The 15,648-nt window shown below is 73.4% G+C and carries 17 protein-coding genes; 8 read left to right on the top strand and 9 right to left on the bottom strand.

All coding sequences use genetic code 11. The features are described 5' to 3' along the window. Positions 1-7 precede the first annotated feature (7 nt). The 3 genes from QWJ13_RS17015 (at position 8) to QWJ13_RS17005 (ending at position 2,220) form a co-directional block, all read left to right on the top strand. Positions 8-649, top strand: coding sequence for an alpha-ketoglutarate-dependent dioxygenase AlkB (locus QWJ13_RS17015; protein WP_316525392.1), 642 nt, complete (start codon positions 8-10; stop codon positions 647-649). An 87-nt stretch (positions 650-736) separates the two neighbouring features. Then, positions 737-1,501: a VOC family protein gene (locus tag QWJ13_RS17010; protein ID WP_316525391.1), complete on the top strand. Its 765-nt coding sequence runs from the start codon at positions 737-739 to the stop codon at positions 1,499-1,501. 110 nt (positions 1,502-1,611) lie between these two features. Continuing rightward, positions 1,612-2,220 (top strand): DUF7691 family protein, encoded by a 609-nt coding sequence (locus QWJ13_RS17005; RefSeq protein WP_316525390.1) that lies wholly within the window; start codon positions 1,612-1,614, stop codon positions 2,218-2,220. Between the two features lie 192 nt (positions 2,221-2,412). Here QWJ13_RS17005 and QWJ13_RS17000 read toward each other — a convergent pair whose 3' ends face one another. The 3 genes from QWJ13_RS17000 to QWJ13_RS16990 all read right to left on the bottom strand — a co-directional run bounded on the left by QWJ13_RS17000 (position 2,413) and on the right by QWJ13_RS16990 (position 5,746). Further along, a complete protein-coding gene (locus QWJ13_RS17000; RefSeq protein WP_316525389.1) occupies positions 2,413-3,291 on the bottom strand; it encodes a carbohydrate ABC transporter permease in 879 nt (292 codons plus the stop codon). Between the two features lie 23 nt (positions 3,292-3,314). Further along, a complete protein-coding gene (locus tag QWJ13_RS16995) occupies positions 3,315-4,292 on the bottom strand; it encodes a carbohydrate ABC transporter permease (RefSeq protein WP_316525388.1) in 978 nt (325 codons plus the stop codon). 143 nt (positions 4,293-4,435) lie between these two features. Further along, entirely contained in the window at positions 4,436-5,746 is a 1,311-nt protein-coding gene (locus QWJ13_RS16990; protein WP_316525387.1) for an extracellular solute-binding protein, read from the bottom strand. A 326-nt stretch (positions 5,747-6,072) separates the two neighbouring features. Between QWJ13_RS16990 and QWJ13_RS16985 the strand changes: the two genes are divergently transcribed. Continuing rightward, a complete protein-coding gene (locus QWJ13_RS16985) occupies positions 6,073-6,879 on the top strand; it encodes an IclR family transcriptional regulator (RefSeq protein WP_316525386.1) in 807 nt (268 codons plus the stop codon). A 48-nt stretch (positions 6,880-6,927) separates the two neighbouring features. Here the strand turns inward: QWJ13_RS16985 and QWJ13_RS16980 are convergent, their stop codons facing one another. From QWJ13_RS16980 to QWJ13_RS16970, 3 genes are all read right to left on the bottom strand, one after another. Then, positions 6,928-7,464, bottom strand: coding sequence for a universal stress protein (locus tag QWJ13_RS16980; RefSeq protein ID WP_316525385.1), 537 nt, complete (start codon positions 7,462-7,464; stop codon positions 6,928-6,930). A 179-nt stretch (positions 7,465-7,643) separates the two neighbouring features. Next, a complete protein-coding gene (locus QWJ13_RS16975; protein ID WP_316525384.1) occupies positions 7,644-8,345 on the bottom strand; it encodes a TetR/AcrR family transcriptional regulator in 702 nt (233 codons plus the stop codon). A 174-nt stretch (positions 8,346-8,519) separates the two neighbouring features. Further along, on the bottom strand, positions 8,520-8,912 hold the full coding sequence (locus tag QWJ13_RS16970) for a ribonuclease (protein WP_432277540.1): 393 nt from the start codon (positions 8,910-8,912) through the stop codon (positions 8,520-8,522). Positions 8,913-9,217: 305 nt separating this feature from the next. Between QWJ13_RS16970 and QWJ13_RS16965 the strand changes: the two genes are divergently transcribed. Both QWJ13_RS16965 and QWJ13_RS16960 read left to right on the top strand, forming a co-directional pair. Continuing rightward, positions 9,218-10,789 carry a carboxyl transferase domain-containing protein gene (locus tag QWJ13_RS16965; protein ID WP_316525383.1) on the top strand — a complete coding sequence of 524 codons (1,572 nt, stop codon included), beginning with the start codon at positions 9,218-9,220 and terminating at the stop codon, positions 10,787-10,789. Between the two features lie 487 nt (positions 10,790-11,276). Next, complete coding sequence (locus tag QWJ13_RS16960; RefSeq protein ID WP_316525382.1) at positions 11,277-11,651, top strand: aggregation-promoting factor C-terminal-like domain-containing protein; 375 nt, start codon at positions 11,277-11,279, stop codon at positions 11,649-11,651. A 163-nt stretch (positions 11,652-11,814) separates the two neighbouring features. On the opposite strand, the gene QWJ13_RS16955 is transcribed toward QWJ13_RS16960, so the two are convergent. After that, on the bottom strand, positions 11,815-12,273 hold the full coding sequence (locus QWJ13_RS16955; RefSeq protein WP_316525381.1) for an HD domain-containing protein: 459 nt from the start codon (positions 12,271-12,273) through the stop codon (positions 11,815-11,817). 163 nt (positions 12,274-12,436) lie between these two features. Between QWJ13_RS16955 and QWJ13_RS16950 the strand changes: the two genes are divergently transcribed. After that, the gene (locus QWJ13_RS16950) at positions 12,437-13,363 is read left to right on the top strand and encodes an AEC family transporter (protein WP_316525380.1); all 927 of its coding nucleotides are present in this window, start codon (positions 12,437-12,439) and stop codon (positions 13,361-13,363) included. A 37-nt stretch (positions 13,364-13,400) separates the two neighbouring features. Here QWJ13_RS16950 and QWJ13_RS16945 read toward each other — a convergent pair whose 3' ends face one another. Further along, complete coding sequence (locus QWJ13_RS16945; RefSeq protein ID WP_316526001.1) at positions 13,401-13,835, bottom strand: MarR family winged helix-turn-helix transcriptional regulator; 435 nt, start codon at positions 13,833-13,835, stop codon at positions 13,401-13,403. A 138-nt stretch (positions 13,836-13,973) separates the two neighbouring features. Here QWJ13_RS16945 and QWJ13_RS16940 point away from each other — a divergent pair, with 138 nt between their 5' ends. Beyond that, on the top strand, positions 13,974-14,855 hold the full coding sequence (locus QWJ13_RS16940) for an alpha/beta fold hydrolase (RefSeq protein WP_316525378.1): 882 nt from the start codon (positions 13,974-13,976) through the stop codon (positions 14,853-14,855). Positions 14,856-15,182: 327 nt separating this feature from the next. Here the strand turns inward: QWJ13_RS16940 and QWJ13_RS16935 are convergent, their stop codons facing one another. Continuing rightward, the gene (locus QWJ13_RS16935) at positions 15,183-15,446 is read right to left on the bottom strand and encodes a dsRBD fold-containing protein (RefSeq protein ID WP_316525377.1); all 264 of its coding nucleotides are present in this window, start codon (positions 15,444-15,446) and stop codon (positions 15,183-15,185) included. Between the last annotated feature and the right edge of the window lie 202 nt (positions 15,447-15,648).

The raw sequence follows: 15,648 nt of genomic DNA, 5'->3' as shown, positions 1-15,648 counted from the left end.
TGGCCCCATGCACGGCACCGTCCACCTCCAGCCCTCGCTGTTCGACGACGCGGACCGCGGCGGCATCCGCCTCGGCCCGCTCGACGGCCTGCGTCGGCAGCCGCTCGGTGACGGCGCCTGGCTGGACCTGCTGCCGGGCTGGCTGCACGGGGCGGACGAGCTGTTCGAGCAGCTGGCCACCACCGTGCCGTGGCGGGCCGAGCGCCGCGAGATGTACGAGCGGACGGTCGACGTCCCCCGCCTGCTGGCCTCCTACCCGGAGCGGGCCGAACCGCCGCACCCGGTGCTCGGCCAGGCCCGGGCGCTGCTGAGCCACCACTACGCCGAGGAGCTGGGCGAGCCGTTCCGCACCCTCGGCCTCTGCTACTACCGGGACGGCCGGGACAGCGTGGCCTGGCACGGCGACCGGATCGGGCGCGGCGCCCGCGAGGACACCATGGTGGCGATCCTCTCCGTCGGCGAGCCGCGCGTCCTGGCCCTGCGGCCCCGCTCCGGCGGCGCGGCCTCCGTCCGCCACCCGCTCGGCCACGGCGACCTGGTGGTGATGGGCGGCTCCTGCCAGCGCACCTGGGAGCACGCGATCCCCAAGACGGCCCGCCCGGTGGGCCCCCGGATCAGCATCCAGTTCCGGCCGCACGGGGTCTCCTGAGCTTGCCGCGCACCCGCCGGGCGCGGAGGCTGGCGAGAGGCGCCGAAGGCGCCGGGCGCCCGCCGCCGAACCCGCCAGGAGGGCCGCATGCCGAAGCCGGGCAACTACCGCGCCGGAATCCCGTGCTGGGTCGTGCTCTCGACGCCGGACACCGCCCGGGCGCAGGCCTTCTACGGTGCGCTGTTCGACTGGAAGTTCGTCCCGACCGGCCCCACCGAGGCGGTGGCCACCCGGTACGGCGCCCAGGTCGCGGCCCTCGAACGGGCCCGCCCGGCCGACCCGACCGCCGCCTGGACCACCTTCCTCGCCTGCCCGGACCCGCTGCGCACCACCGCCGCCGTCCGGGCCGGCGGCGGACGCCCGGTCCGCGGGCCGTACGAGGTGCCCGAACAGGGCCGCGCCGTGCTCGCCGTGGACCCGCTCGGCGCCCGCTTCGGACTCTGGCAGGCCGGCACCATCGACGGCGCCGGGCTGGTCGACGAGCCGGGCGCGCTCGCCTGGAACGAGCACCTCTCCCCCGACCCCGACGCCGCCCGGGCGTTCTACCGCCGGGTCTTCGGCTACACCTACGACCGGCCGCGGGCGGGCCACACCCTCGCCCGGGTCGCCGGGCACCCCGCGTGCAGCATCGGCCCCGCCACCCCGGGCACGGGCGCGGCCGCGCGCTGGCTGGCCCACTTCGCGACCGAGGACACCGACCGTACGACGGAGCGGCTGCGCACCCTCGGCGGCGCCGTGCTCGCCGGGCCCGCCCCGGCGCCGTTCGGCCGCACCGCGCTGGTCCGGGACGACGCCGGCGCGGAGTTCGCGCTGGTCGCCGTCCCGGCCCGCGGCTCCGCGGCGGCCGCCTGAGTCCGGTCCGGATCCTTCCCTTCCGTCCCGCCAACTTGCCCATCAGGCACGCTGGTTCGCCCGGAGGCCCCGCCCGGCCGACTGTCCGTCACGACCGCTACGGTGCTGGGATGAGTTCCTTCCTGAGCGCGTACCTGGTCGACCCCGCGGAGCTCCGTGCCCGGGTCGGCAGCGGCAACGACGGGGCGGTCGACGAGGCCCTCGCGTACTTCGGCCCGTCCCTGGACAGGTCCGACGAGCACTTCACCGACGAGATCGCGCAGGGCGCTCCGACCGCCCGGGAGGCGCTGCGCGCCGTGGTGCACGGCGGTCCCTACTCCGAGGACGAGGACCACGCCTTCCAGTACGGCTACGCGTACCGGCGGCTGTGCTGGCTGGTCGGGCAGCCCCTGGAGGTCGACTCCTTCGGCCCGTTCCGGGGCAACTGGCTGGACGTGGTCGACGAGGGCCTGAAGGCGTACGGGATCACCGCCGTCTCGGTCGCGGAGTTCCAGTACGCGGGTCTGCCCGGCAACCTGCCCTCCTGCGACGTGCCCTCCTGCGGCACCTGGTCGGCCGCGGACTGCCGGGAGGCGCTGGAGCAGTTCGAACAGGCCGAGCGCGAGGGCCGCACCCCCGTGCCGGAGCGCGAGGTGGCCGAGGCCGTCGCGGAGGTGGTCGGCTGGCTCCGGCTCGCGCAGCGCTGGAAGGACGGCGACATCGTCGGCTTCGTTTCCTGAGCGGCTTCGTTTCCTGAGCGGCTTCGTTTCCCGAGCGGCCTCGTTTGCTGAGCGGCCGTGTTTCCTGAGCGGCCGCGTTCGCTGAGCGGTCGCGTTCGCTGAGCGGCCGCCCTTCCGAGCCGCCGTGTCCCGAACGACCGCGGGAGTCCCGAACGGTGACGGGACTCCCGGGTGCTCCTCGGTCGGCGGAGGTCAGTCCTTCACCGCGCCGGCCAGCCCGGAGACCAGCTTGCGCTGCACCGCGATGAAGAAGATCAGCACCGGCACGGTCATCAGCGTGGACGCCGCCATGATGCCGCCCCAGTCGTTCTCGTCCGGCTTGAAGAAGACCAGCAGCGCCGAGGGCAGGGTCTGGTTCTGGGTGGCGCTGATGATGAAGGTCTTGGCGAAGACGAAGTCGTTCCAAGCCGCGATGAAGGAGAACACGCTGGTGGCGGCGAGGCCCGGCGCCACCAGCGGCAGCAGGATCCGCCACAGGATGCGGGTCCGGCCGGCGCCGTCGATCTGCGCCGCCTCCTCGATCGAGGCCGGCACGGCCGCGACGAAGCCGCGCATCATCCAGATCCCGAACGGCAGCGAGAACGCCAGCTGCACCAGGACCAGTGAGGCCAGGGTGTTCAGCCCGATGCCGGGGGCGAACCGCCCGGCGTCGCGGAACATGAAGAACAGCGGGATGGTCAGCGCCTCGACCGGGATCATCTGGGCGATCAGGAACATCACCATGATGGTGGTGCGGAACCTGAACCGGAACCTGGTCACGGCCACGGCCGCCAGGAAGACCACGATCGCCGACAGCACCACCACCGACAGCGCGACCACCAGGCTGTTCAGGAAGTACCGGCCGAAGCCGTCCACGCTGAGCACCTGACGGAAGCTCTCCAGCGTGGGGTGGGCGGTCCACGGCTTCGGGTCGAGCGACTGGATCTCGCCCTTGGGCTTGAAGGCCGAGAGCACCATCCAGAAGATCGGGAAGGCGGTGACCACGGCCAGCAGGACGGCGCCGGTGTTGGCGGCCAGCCGCCACCGGCCCCGGGTGTTCCGGGCGCCGCGGGTGCTCCGGGCCGGCTTCACGGCAGCGAGGGGGTTCGCCGGGCTCACAGTTCGTTCCCCGTCCGTCGCAGGGTGCGGATGTACAGGACCGTCGGGATCACCAGGATCAGCAGCATGATCACGCCGATCGCCGCGCCCAGCCCGTACTGCGAGGAGGCGAACGCCTTCTGATACGCGTACACGTTGAGCACCAGGTTCTGGCCCGCGATGCCGCCGCCCTCGGTCATCACATAGATCTGGGTAAAAACCTTGAAGTCCCAGATCACCGACTGGATCACCACGATGGTCAGGATCGGCCGCAGCATCGGCGCGGTGATCCGGCGGAAGGTGGTCCAGGTGTTGGCGCCGTCCAGGGCGGCCGCCTCCAGGATCTCCTCCGGGATGGCCCGGATGCCCGCGTAGAGGGTGACCATCACGAACGGGTAGGAGTGCCACACCACCACGGCCCCGACGATCAGGAACGCCGTCCACTTGTCGTAGAACCAGTTGAACTCGTGGAAGCCGGAGAGCCCCAGGCCCTCCAGGGTGTGGTTGACCAGGCCGAGGTTGGTGTCGAACAGGAAGCTCCACACCGTCGAGCCGGTCATCGCCGGCGCCGCCCAGGCGGCCATCGCCGCGGTGGTCAGCACCAGCCGGGGCCACCGGCCGACCTTGGTGAGCAGCACCGCGAGGGTGGCGCCGACGGCGAGGGTGGCGACCACGCAGAACGCGGCGAAGCCGATGGTCTGGAGCAGCACCGTCCAGAACTGCTCGTCCTCCAGGATCTTCGTGTAGTTGCCGAAGCCGACGAAGGAGGTCGGAGCGCCACCGGAGGCCTGGGCCTGGCCGAAGTCCAGGACGGACAGCAGGCCGAGCTGGTAGATCGGGTACGCGACCAGGGGGATCAGGATGACCGCGGCCGGCAGGAGCAGCAGCAACGGGGGCCGCCGGCGCCGGCCGCCCGGGGGTGCGGCCGGCGCCCTGCCCCCACGGCGCCGCTGCGGGGAGGGCGGCGCCGGGGCGGTCGAGGTGGATACGGACACGTGCGGGACCTGCTCTCTGCGACGGTGCGCGACGAAGGCTCTGCGTCGGTACGCGGCGGCCGGTGAGCGGCAGCCGATGCGCGGCAGCCGGTGCGCGGCGTTCAGTGCGCGGCGGCCGGTACGCGGCGTTCAGTGCCAGGCGGTCAGTGCGCGGCGAAGGCCGAGGAGACCTGCGCGGCCGCGTCGGCCGAGGCCTTGGCCACGTCCGCCTTGCCGGTGACGACCTGCTGGAGCATCGTCGGGATCACTGACTGGGCGTCGATCTGAGCCCACGCCTGGTCGAGCGGCACGAACTTGGTGCCGGCCGCGATGGTGTCGGTGAACGGCTTCAGGAACGCGTCCTTCGCCGCGACCTTGCCGCTGACGGACTTGAGCGTCGGCAGGTTGCCCATCGCGTCGTACATCTGCTCCTGGTACGTGGGGCTGGCCAGCAGCTCGGCGAACTCGACGGCCAGGGTGCGGTGCTTGGCCGCCTTCATCACGCCCAGGTTGTTGCCGCCGGCGAACGCCGGGGCGATCGAGCCGGGCTTCTCGCCGGGCAGCGGCACCACGCCGTACTTGCCCTTGACGGCGCCCGCGTCGACCTTGCCGCGGTTGGAGTTGAGCAGCACCGCCATCGCCGACTTGCCGGCCGCGAACAGGTCGGCGGTCTTTCCGCCCGTCAGGTCCGCGCACTGCTGGGCGGGGCAGCCGTCCGCGCCGAACAGGTCGGTGTAGCGCTTGATCCCGGCCTGCGAGGCCGGCGAGTCGATCGCCGCCTTGAACTTCGAGCCGTCCTGGGTGGCGATGTCGCCGCCCGCGTCCCAGACGAACGGCAGCGCGGCGAAGGTGTACTTGCCGCCGACCGCGATGCCGAAGGTGTCCGGGTGCGCGCCGTGGATCTTCTGGGTGGCGGTGACCAGTTCGGCGTAGGAGGTCGGCGGGGTGAGGCCGGCCTCGGTGAACAGGTCGGTGCGGTAGTACAGCGCCCGCACGCCGACCCACCAGGGCAGGCCGTAGGTCTTGCCGTCCACCACCGCGGTCTTGGCGATCGCCGGGTCGAGGTCGCCCTTGTCCTGCCACGTGTCCAGCTCGGCGGTGATGTCGGCGAGGCCGCCGGCGGCCACGTAGCCGGGCAGGTCGGTGTTGCCGAACTCGACCAGGTCGGGGGCGCTGTTCGGGTCGTTGAAAGCGCCCTTCATCTTGGCCGCGCGGGCCGAGGCGTCGGTGTCGATGTAGCTGACGTTGACGGTGACGCCCTGGTGGGAGGCCTGGAACTCGGTCACCGCCTTGGCGACCACGGCCTCCTTGGCCGCGTTGCCCGCCTCGTTGTACAGCCAGACCTGCACGGTGCCGGTCCGGTCGTCGCCGGCCTTGTCGCTCGCCGACGAGGCGGTGCCGGGGGCACAGGCGGTGGCGGCCAGGCAGCTGCCGGCGAGCGCGACGGCCGCGGCGGTCCGTCCGATGAGTCGCATGATGGAGACCTCCCCTCCCGACAGCTGCCGCCGAGACGTGGGCCGCCGGGGCCGAGCACGTCGAAGCAGGCCCTGACCGGGGCCGATGGTGGGTGAAGTGGTGGGGGTACGACAGGGCGCAGCGCTCGGGTGGGGCGACGTCGCCTGCTCGATGGCAGGGACGTTAGGCGGGGGCGATCGGCGCCAACAAGAGGGGCTTGGCGAAAGTTTTGCACTGCACAACGTTGTATCGAAGATGCGGCGATCCGGCTTCGAACGGGTACGTTCTGACAACCGCCGCCGACGAGCGCGGGAACACCGGCAGAACGACACCAGGGAACGGACCCATGACGGAGACGGCGCCCAAGAAACCCGCGACCGAACGCAATCAGTCCTCCTCGCTGCGCCGGGCGCTCGCCGTCCTCGGCTACGTCCGCGACCACAGCGACCGGCGCGGCGTGCCGCTCGCCCAACTCGCCGACGGGCTCGGCCTCAACAAGAGCACGGTGCTGCGCCTGGCCGGCCCCCTGCTGGACGAGCACCTGCTCGACCGGGACCGCGAGACCGGCTGGTTCCGGCTCGGCCACGGCTCGCTGCGGCTCGGTCAGGCCTATCTGACCACCCTCGACCTGCGCACCGTCGCCGCCGAACACCTGCGCCGGCTGCAACGGGAGGCGGGCGAGACCGTCCATCTGACCGTCTGGCAGACCCCCGGGATCGTCTACCTCGACAAGGTCGAGGACGAGACCAACGTCCGGATGGCCTCCCGAGTCGGCAGCCGGGCCCCCGCCTACTGCACCGCCACCGGAAAGGCGATCCTCGCCTGGCTGCCCGAGGAGGCCGTCGTCGAGGTGGTCGCGGCCGGTCTGCGCCCGGTCACCGCCTGGACCATCTCCGACGAACCCCGGCTGCGCGCCGACCTCTCCCGCATCCGCGCCCGCGGCTACTCGATCGACGACCGGGAGAACGAGCCCGAGGTGCGCTGCGTCGCCGCCCCGATCTTCGACCACACCGGCGAGGTGACCGCCGCCCTGTCCGTCTCCGGCCTCACCTCACGGATGACCGCCGCCCGGGTCCGCGCCCTCGGTCCGGTGGTCGCCCAGGTCGGCCTGCGGATCTCCCGCGAGCTGGGCTCCGACCGCCAGCCGTCCTGAACGCCACTGGGCCTGTCCCATCGGCGGGGACGCCCGGCAGGGCGTGCCCTAGATGCCGCTGCCCGTCGCCAACTCCCGGAGCCCGCAACCTCGTTCCAGCGCCTCCAGATCCCGCTGCAACGGCGGGTGCGGGACGGCCAGGACCGGGCAGGACGCGTGGCGGACGCAGTAGGCGGTGACGGAGGGGTGCACCAGCCGGGCGAGGCGGCCGCGTTCGCGTCCGGCGCCGAGGACGAGCAGGTCGCCGGGCCGGTCGGCGCAGCGGACCAGCGCGTGGCCGGTGTCGCCGCGCACGGCCTGGCAGCGCAGCCGGACTCCGGCGTAGCGTCCGGCGAAGGCCTCGTCGAGGGCTTGGCGCAGCCGGGCCACCGCGGCTTCGCGTCCGGCGTTGACCACCGGCGGGCACGGGGTACGGCGGTAGCCGAACTCGTCGCCGGGCGGGTTCCAGCAGAGCACGGCGAGCACCTCGACGTCGGCCCGACGGGCCTCGGCCACCGCGTGGTGCAGCGCGGCGAGGCTGCCGAGCGAGCCGCTGACCCCGACCACGATCCGGCCCTCGTGCGCACCCGCACCGCTGTCCGCCATGGCCCCGCCCCTTGTCTCTCCGCCCGATCCGCTTCCCGGGTCCGCTTCCCGGGTCCGCCTCCGGGGTCCGCCTCCCAGCAAAGCGGCTGGTACCGGTGCGGCTTCGGTTCCTTGACGCGGTTCTGACGCGGGGCCGGGCGTTCCGTACGCATCCCTGATGCGGTGTGGGCGCGGCGTGCTCAGCTCTCCGGCGGCCCGGCCGTCCCGGGCCGCTCCGGTGCGTCGGCTTCCCAGAGGTCCGCGAACATCCGGTCCAGGTGCTCCTCCCCGACGGGCGGGACCGGCAGCGGATGGCCGGCCCGGGTGCGGAAGCCGTCGAGCAGCAGGGCGAGGTAGCGGCGCCAGAGGTCGGGGCGCAGTTCGGTGGCGGCCGGCAGGGCGCGGCAGAGCGGGCCGAGCAGGAAGAGCAGGTCCATGGTGACCACGTCGCGGCGCATGGTGCCCTGCTCCTGGGCGCGGGCGATCAGGGTGCCGACGGTGGCGGCGTGCTGCCGGCTGATCTCGATCATGCCGGGGATGATCGGGATGGCCTGGGTGACCAGGTCGTTGATGCCCCGGTCGGCGGCGACCAGCTCGAAGATCCGCTCGAAGTACCGTTCGAGGCCGCTCCAGGCGTCCTCGGCGGCGAGCGCCTGCGCACCGGCGTCGGCCAGGCCGACCCCGGCGTCCGCGAACACCTCGCCGATCAGCGCCTCCCGGGTCGGGAAGTGCCGGTAGAGGGTGGCGTTGCCGACGCCCGCCTCCTTGGCGATCTGGTCCAGCGGCACGTCCAGGCCGTGCCTGGAGAACATGTCGCGGGCGGCGGCGAGCAGCAGGTCGCGGTTGCGCTGCGCGTCTCGCCGGAGCCGCCCCGGGGGGTTCGCGCTGCTCGGTGGTGCCATGCCCCGACCCTAGCAAGTGCCGGAGGGATCCACCCGGCCCCTTCGTCGGCGGCGCTCAACTGGCTTGCGGGGTCGGCGAGATACGTGGCAGGCCGAGCCCGAAGGGGGCCGATCCGGCGGTGAGCCCGGCGCGACTGCTGCGGCCGCACCGGGCTCACCCCTGTCCGACGGTGCTCAGCAGGTCTGGTCGATCAGCGAGAACGTGGCGTAGTGGTCCCCGGTGTAGTAGTCCTCCTGGTACGCCTGGCCGGTCACGATCCGGCGGGCGCCACGCGTCGGCGAGCCCGGGGTGATGACGGTGTACTCGTGGTAGTAGCCGTAGGACTCGCCGGGCAGGACGCCTTCCCGGTTCTGGAAGACCACGCCGTCCTGGGAGTACGGGAACGGCCCGTCGGAGGCGATCAGGTTGAGGGTGTCGGAGGCCTGCGACGGGAGGGCGGAGAGACAGACCGTGCCGCTCACGGCGGCGTGCGCCTGAGTGGCGACGGCGACCGGCGCGAGGGTCATCAGGGCGACGGCGGTGACGGCGGCGGCGCGGGTCTTCCACGCGCGTAGAGTGCGAGTCATGTCCACCAGCATGGCGGGACACCGTCAACTCCGGAAGCCCCCTGGGAAACTATTAACCAGTGAGTAACTTCCCTTTACCGAAGGCGACTTGAGCCGTACGTCGACCCCCGCGCGCCGGCCCCGGGGCCGTCCGCGAAACGCCCACGAACCGCCCGTCCGGCGCATGGGTCGACCGCCGTCGAACCAGCGCCACAGCCGCCGCACCCGGCGGTGCGGGCACTCGCGGCGCCCGAACCGGGCCGCATAGAGTGCCGTCCGAGACGGCCGATCATGGTGGGCCGGCACGATCTCTGACGGGGTGGGGCATGGGTACGGGCTCGGGAACATCGCTGACGGCGCACCAGCTGATCGGGCTGCTGGTCGACCCGGACGGCTTCCACAGCTGGGACGAGCCGCCGCCCGGCCCGCCCGCCGACCCGGGCTACCGCGCCTCGCTCGACCGGGCCCGCGAACGCACCGGCCTGGACGAAGCCGTCCTCACCGGCCTCGGCCTGGTCGACGGCCGTCCGGTCGCCCTGGTCGCCTCCGAGTTCGGCTTCCTCGGCGGCTCGATCGGCGTCGCCACCGCCGAGCGGATCACCCGCGCCGTCGAGCGCGCCACCGCCGAGCGGCTGCCGCTGCTCGCCCTGCCGGTCTCCGGCGGGACGCGGATGCAGGAGGGCTCGGCGGCCTTCCTCTGCATGCTGCGGATCACCGCCGCCGTCCAGGCGCACCGCGCGGCCGGTCTCCCCTACCTCACCTATCTGCGCAACCCCACCATGGGCGGGGTCTTCGCCTCCTGGGGCACGCTCGGCCAGCTGGTCCTCGCCGAGCCGGGCGCCCGGCTCGGCTTCCTCGGCCCGCGCGTGTACGAGGAACTGCGCGGCGTGGAGCTGCCGGCGGACGTCCAGCGGGCCGAGACGCTCGCCGGACAGGGCCTGGTGGACGCCGTCGTCCCGCCACAGGAGCTGCGCGAGCTGCTCCGCCGCACGCTCGCCGTGCTCGCCACCGTCCCGCCCTCCCCTCCTACCGGGTCTTCCGCCGCTCCTACGGAGTCTTCCGCCGACCTTTCCTCCGCCCCCGAGCACCCCGCCCCCGAGCACCCCGGCCGCGAGCACCCCGGCCGCGAGCGCCCCGACGCCTGGGACTCCGTCCGCCGCACCCGCCACCCCGACCGTCCGGGAGCCCGCGAGCTGCTGCGGCACACCGCCGAGGAGCTGGTGCTGCTGGACGCCCCCGGCGGCCGCGGCGGCGCGCTGGTCCGGGCGCTGGCCGTGCTCGGCGGGCGTCCCGTCCTGGTCGTCGGCCAGCAGCGGCAGACCCCCGAGCACGAGCGCCCCTTCACCGCCGCCGACCTGCGGGCCGTACGGCGCACCGCGCGCCTGGCCGAGCAGCTCGGGCTGCCGCTGGTCACCGTGGTGGACACGGCAGGCGCCGAGCTGTCCGCCCAGGCCGAGCTGGACGGCATCGCGGTGGAGATCGCCCACACCCTGACCACCCTGCTCGCGCTGCGCACCCCCGTGCTGGCCGTGCTGCTCGGCCAGGGCTCGGGCGGCGGGGCACTCGCCCTGCTCCCGGCGGACCGGGTGATCGCCGCCGAGCACGCCTGGCTGGCGCCTCTGCCGCCGGAGGGCGCTTCGGCGATCGTCCACCGGGACGGCGCGCACGCCCCCGAGCTGGCCCGCACCCAGGGGATCGGGGCGCAGCACCTGGCCGAGGTCGGGCTGGTCGACGAGGTGGTCCCGGAACTGCCGGACGCCGCCGAGGAGCCCGCGGCCTTCTGCGAGCGGCTCGGACGGGCGGTGGGCGCGGCGCTCGCCACCCTGGCGGCGGCCGGTGAGACGGACCGGCTGGCGGCCCGGGCGCTGCGGCACCGGCGGCTGGGCGATCTTCGGTAGCCGACAGCCGTGACGCTGTGGCGCCGGTCTCAGCGCGGGGTTGATCGTCTGCACCCACCGTGCGTCGACCGGGCCTGCGAGTGACGCCCGTGGACCCCCGCGCGGTGAGTGCGCTCACACGCGATCAACACCAACGACGGGCGGTAGTAGACGCCCCCGCGCCACCCGCTGCGCCCCGGTGCCCGCCGTGTTCGCCCAGCTCAGCACCGCTCGTTAGCGCCCGCCGCAGCCCGTCCTTCGAATCCACGGCCATCACGTCCGTACGATCGCGAGTCGTAACCGAGGGGGCTTGGCGACGACCGATCCCGTCTGCCAACAATGGCTCAGTCGTCAGCCACACCGGCACCTGTCCCGCCGGTGAACGGCTCACTGCCGCGTCACACCCCGTGACCGTTCCGGCCCTCCTCCGGACGTGGTCCTGGAGCGGGGAGTGACCCGGCCCAACCTGATTGAGGTCCAGTTCTTCATGCCCGCTTTCAAGCTCCGCATGCGCACTTCCGCCGCGATCCTCGCTGCCACCGCCGGTCTGACCGCCCTGGGCGCGGGTGTCCTGCCCGCCACCGCGAACGCCGCCACCGCCTCCCCGCAGGCCATCGCCGCCCAGATCGTCCCGGCCAACCAGCTCGCCTCGTTCAGCCAGATCATCTCCCACGAGTCCAGCTGGAACGTGACCGCGACCAACCCGAGCTCGGGTGCGTACGGACTTGCCCAGGCGCTGCCGGGCTCCAAGATGGCCACGCACGGCTCGGACTGGAAGACCAACCCGACCACCCAGATCAAGTGGGCGCTGGACTACATGAACTCCCGCTACGGCAGCCCGAACGGCGCCTGGGCGTTCTGGCAGACCCACCACTGGTACTAAGCCGACCCCATCGGCTCACCGAATCCCAACCGCCCCCTGACCACTCCCCCTCACCCCGGGGGTCGGACAGGGACCACCGGGGTGCCCGAGAGGGCCCGGACCCGCGCGATCCGCGTGGTCCGGGCCCTCTCGTGGTTCCCCGTACGGCTCGTCGCAGGGCCCCCTACAGTTCGTCGGTGAGCCCGAGCAGCTCGCGCATCCGCGCGTACTTGGCGGCCAGCCGCTCGGCGGTCGCCCGGTCCAGGGCGGCGAGGCGGACCGGATCCGAGTTGTGTGCCAGGTCCGCGCGCTTGACCAGCAGCGCGCCCGGTGTGGCCAGGATGCGCGCGGTGTACTCCTCGACCGGCTCGCCCGGACGCCGGGTGAGCGCGTCCACGATCGCCTTGGTCTCCTCCGGAAGCGCGGCCCCCGCCAGCCACTCCCGGCTCAGCCGGTCGTCCTCGACGGTGTCGTGCAGCCAGCCCGCCGCGATCTGCGCCTCGCTGCCGCCGCGCGCCGCCGCCCCGTGGGCGACCGCCGCGATGTGCTCCTCGTACGGGTGGCCGTTCTTGTCCACCTGCCCCCGGTGGGCCCGGCGCGCGATCGCCGCCACCTCGGACAGGCTCAGGTATTGGTCCTCCATCGGCTCATCCTAGGCACCCGAGCCGGGTGAAGCCCGGTCCGGCGGCCGCTGCTTTACTGCCCCGGGGGTTCACGGCTTCGGGGGAACCGCGCTCGGACGTTGACGCCCCCGACGGGAGACCCCCGTCGCACCCGGCAGATCCGTCCGAGCGATCCGAGGAACCATGCCAGCCCTGCACCCCCTGCTGTCCGCCTTCGCGCCGATCTGGGCGCTCACCGGCGCCGGCTACGTCGTCGGCCGCACCGGACTGCTCGGGCCGCAGGCCGAGACGGTGCTCAACCGGTTCGTCTTCCACGTGGCGATGCCGGCCGCGCTGTTCCTGATGATCGCCCGCACCCCGCTGGACCGCTTCGCCAACGCCTCGATGCTCGCCTTCGCCGCCGGCACCCTGGTCTCGATCGGCCTCGGGCTGCTCGCCGGACGACTGCTGTTCCACCGCGAGCCCGGCGAACTGGCCATCGGCGCGATGGCCGCCGGCTACGTCAACTCGGCCAACCTCGGTATCCCGGTGGCCATGCAGGTCCTCGGCGACGCCTCCTTCGTCGCACCCGTGGTGCTGTTCCAGATCCTGCTGGTCACCCCCACCCTCCTGGCCGTGCTGGACGGAGGCGCGGCCGGCCGTCGCGCGCTGCTCACCCTGCCCGTACGCAACCCGATCCTGCTGGCCGCCGCGCTCGGCGCGGTCGTCTCGGCGACCGGCGTGCACCTGCCCGCCGAACTGAACCGCTCCTGTGAACTGCTCGGCGGCGCGGGCGTGCCGACCGCCCTGATCACCCTCGGCATCTCGCTGCACAACCGGCCGCCGGCGGCCGGCCGGCCGCGTCGCACCGAGGTCGGGCTGATCGTCGCGCTCAAGACCCTCGCCCAGCCGGTGGTCGCACTCGCCGTGGCCGGGCCGCTGCTCCACCTGCCCGCGCACCAACTGCTCACCGTGGTGCTGTTCTCCGCGCTGCCCACCGCGCAGAACGTGTACACCTACGCGCGCGAGTACGAGCGGGGCACCGCCCTCGCCCGGGACGCGGTGCTCTGGTCGACGCTGGCGTCGATGGCCACGCTGTCGGTGATCAGCTGGGCCCTCGGGCCCGCGTAGCCGGCCCGGCGCGGCCACCTCCCCGACCCGCGCCCGGTCACTTCTCGCGGGCGGCCGTCACCACCCCGGTCATGGCGGTCAGGAAGCGCCGGGCCGTCTCCAGCTCGCCCGGCCCGAACTGCTGCATCGCCGCGACCAGATCGCCGATCAGCCCGCCGAAGAAGCCCTCCCCCATCTCCATCGCCCGCTGCTCGACCAGCAGCCGCACCCTGCGCCGGTCCTGCGGGTCGCGCTCGCGGCGGATCAGCCCGAGCCGCTCCAGCCGGTCCACCAGGCCGGTGGTCCCCGCCGAGTTCAGGCCCAGCGCCTCGCCGAGCCTGCCCGGCGTGACCACCTCCCCGGCCCTGGCCGCGTCCAGCAGGTGGATCAGCGCCCGCAGATCGGTCGGATGCAGACCGTTGCGGGCCGCGAACTCGGCGCCGAACAGGTCGAGTTCGACCGTCAGTGCACGCAGCAGGTGGACCAGCCCCATCGGCTCCGCAACGTCGGACACCCTGTCGCCCTTCCTCGGTAAGCATGTGCGAGACTCTTCTCTCGCTCAGCGAGATACTTGCTCAGCGAGTGATTTCGCCGACCAGGTCGCCATCACACCACACCCGCGGAGGCCCCGATGTCCGCCCGCACCGCCCCTTCCCTGACCCCCTTCCTCGCCGCCTACGATGCCCTGCTGGCCCGCTGGTCCGTCCCGGTCGAGGCGCTCACCGTCCGCACCGCCCACGGCACCACCCGGATCAACGCCTGCGGCCCCGCCGACGGCCGTCCGCTCGTCCTGCTGCACGGCGGCGGCGCCACCTCCACCATCTGGTTCGCCAACGCCGGCGCCTGGGCCGAAGCCGGGCACCGCGTCCTCGCCATCGACCTCATCGGCGACCCCGGCCGCAGCGTCCACGACGGCGCCGCACTCGACGGCGTCCCCGGCCTGCTCGGCTGGCTGGACGCCGTGCTCGACGAACTCGGCGTCCGGCAGGCCGACTTCTGCGCCCACTCGTACGGCGGCTGGATCGCCCTGGAGTACGCCCTGCACGCCCCCGCCCGGGTCGGTCGACTCGCCCTGCTCGACGCCACCCAGTGCTTCGCCGGCTTCCGCCCCGGCTACCTGCTGCGCGCCGTGCCCCTCTTCCTCCCCGGCCGCACCGCGGACCGCGCCCGTTCCTTCCTCGACTGGGACACCGGCACCACCCCTCGCCTCGATCCCACCTGGCGCGAGGTGTACGCCCTCGGCTACGCCGACTTCCCCGCCTCCCGCGTCGTCACCGGTCCCCAGCCCTCCGCCGACCGAATCCGCACCCTCACCACCCCCGTCCTCGCCCTCTTCGCCGCCCACAGCCGCGCCCACAACCCCCACCAGGTCGCCGACGCCGCCCGCCGCGCCCTCCCCGAAGCCGACGTCGCGGTCCTCCTGAACGCCGCCCACCACAACCTCCCCGTGGCCGCCGCCACCGAGGTCAACCGCCGCGTGACCGCCTTCCTCACCCCCACCCACCAGGACTGACGACTCCCCCACCCGCGTGAGAAGTCGGCCCACCCGACTTCTCACGCGGGCAGTCCACCGGGTAGGCCCAGCCCATCGCCTCCCTGCGATCACCTCGGCTTGCCACCCCGGCCACCGAACGACGCCGCCACCAGCACCCGCACCCGCTGGCCGGCGCTCGCGTCGTCGGCACGCGGGTCATCGGCGCAGGAAGTCGGCGCAGGAAGTCGGGCGGGCCGACTTCCTGCGCCGACGATTCCCCTGAGCGCGCGCCACCAACACCGTCGCAGGCCCCGGAACCGGCGCGCCCACCAGGTTGAGCGGACGCTTCGGCCCCGGATGGTGGATTCAGTAGATCAGGTAGTCCGGGCGGCGCCCTTCGTCGTCGATCTCCCCGGTGGCCTGGGTCCGCAGCTTGCGGGACAGTTCCTCCAGGGCCCGGGAGGCGGCGACCTCCTCGCCGATCCTGGCGAGCGGACGGTCCTCCACGCTCTTCACGGACTCGCCGTGCGCGCTCAGCCCCGGCGCCCTCGCACCGGTCAGCCTGGCCTCACACGTCGTGTGCACGCCGTCTTCCTCGAAGCTCAGCTCCACGTCCCACTGGTTGTGCATCGCCACACCTCCTGGCACCGGCCCCCGTCGCCGCCTGTCCCGGCCGACACGAACGGTGCCCCGCGGCGGCCGCTCACACCAGCGTGCGCCTGCCCCGCCGGTAGCGGCAAGCGCTGCCGGGATGCCCGGGGCCCGTCGTCCTCACGGCGCTACCACCGGTGGCCGATTCCCAGCCACAGGCGGGGCGCCCCACCTCCGCCCC

Source organism: Kitasatospora brasiliensis (genome assembly GCF_032654805.1).
Lineage (GTDB): Bacteria > Actinomycetota > Actinomycetes > Streptomycetales > Streptomycetaceae > Kitasatospora > Kitasatospora brasiliensis.
The sequence above is the reverse complement of the archived record's forward strand: the minus strand, read 5'-3'. Positions and strand labels throughout refer to the sequence as shown.

Coding starts and splice junctions, on each gene's coding strand:
- QWJ13_RS16985 (WP_316525386.1), top strand. CDS start 6,073: ATGACGGAGACGGCGCCCAAGAAACCCGCGACCGAACGCAATCAGTCC.
- QWJ13_RS16980 (WP_316525385.1), bottom strand. CDS start 7,464: ATGGCGGACAGCGGTGCGGGTGCGCACGAGGGCCGGATCGTGGTCGGG.
- QWJ13_RS16945 (WP_316526001.1), bottom strand. CDS start 13,835: ATGGGGCTGGTCCACCTGCTGCGTGCACTGACGGTCGAACTCGACCTG.
- QWJ13_RS17015 (WP_316525392.1), top strand. CDS start 8: ATGCACGGCACCGTCCACCTCCAGCCCTCGCTGTTCGACGACGCGGAC.
- QWJ13_RS16965 (WP_316525383.1), top strand. CDS start 9,218: ATGGGTACGGGCTCGGGAACATCGCTGACGGCGCACCAGCTGATCGGG.
- QWJ13_RS17005 (WP_316525390.1), top strand. CDS start 1,612: ATGAGTTCCTTCCTGAGCGCGTACCTGGTCGACCCCGCGGAGCTCCGT.
- QWJ13_RS17010 (WP_316525391.1), top strand. CDS start 737: ATGCCGAAGCCGGGCAACTACCGCGCCGGAATCCCGTGCTGGGTCGTG.
- QWJ13_RS16955 (WP_316525381.1), bottom strand. CDS start 12,273: ATGGAGGACCAATACCTGAGCCTGTCCGAGGTGGCGGCGATCGCGCGC.
- QWJ13_RS16990 (WP_316525387.1), bottom strand. CDS start 5,746: ATGCGACTCATCGGACGGACCGCCGCGGCCGTCGCGCTCGCCGGCAGC.
- QWJ13_RS16940 (WP_316525378.1), top strand. CDS start 13,974: ATGTCCGCCCGCACCGCCCCTTCCCTGACCCCCTTCCTCGCCGCCTAC.
- QWJ13_RS16970 (WP_432277540.1), bottom strand. CDS start 8,912: ATGACTCGCACTCTACGCGCGTGGAAGACCCGCGCCGCCGCCGTCACC.
- QWJ13_RS16975 (WP_316525384.1), bottom strand. CDS start 8,345: ATGGCACCACCGAGCAGCGCGAACCCCCCGGGGCGGCTCCGGCGAGAC.
- QWJ13_RS16960 (WP_316525382.1), top strand. CDS start 11,277: ATGCGCACTTCCGCCGCGATCCTCGCTGCCACCGCCGGTCTGACCGCC.
- QWJ13_RS16950 (WP_316525380.1), top strand. CDS start 12,437: ATGCCAGCCCTGCACCCCCTGCTGTCCGCCTTCGCGCCGATCTGGGCG.
- QWJ13_RS16935 (WP_316525377.1), bottom strand. CDS start 15,446: ATGCACAACCAGTGGGACGTGGAGCTGAGCTTCGAGGAAGACGGCGTG.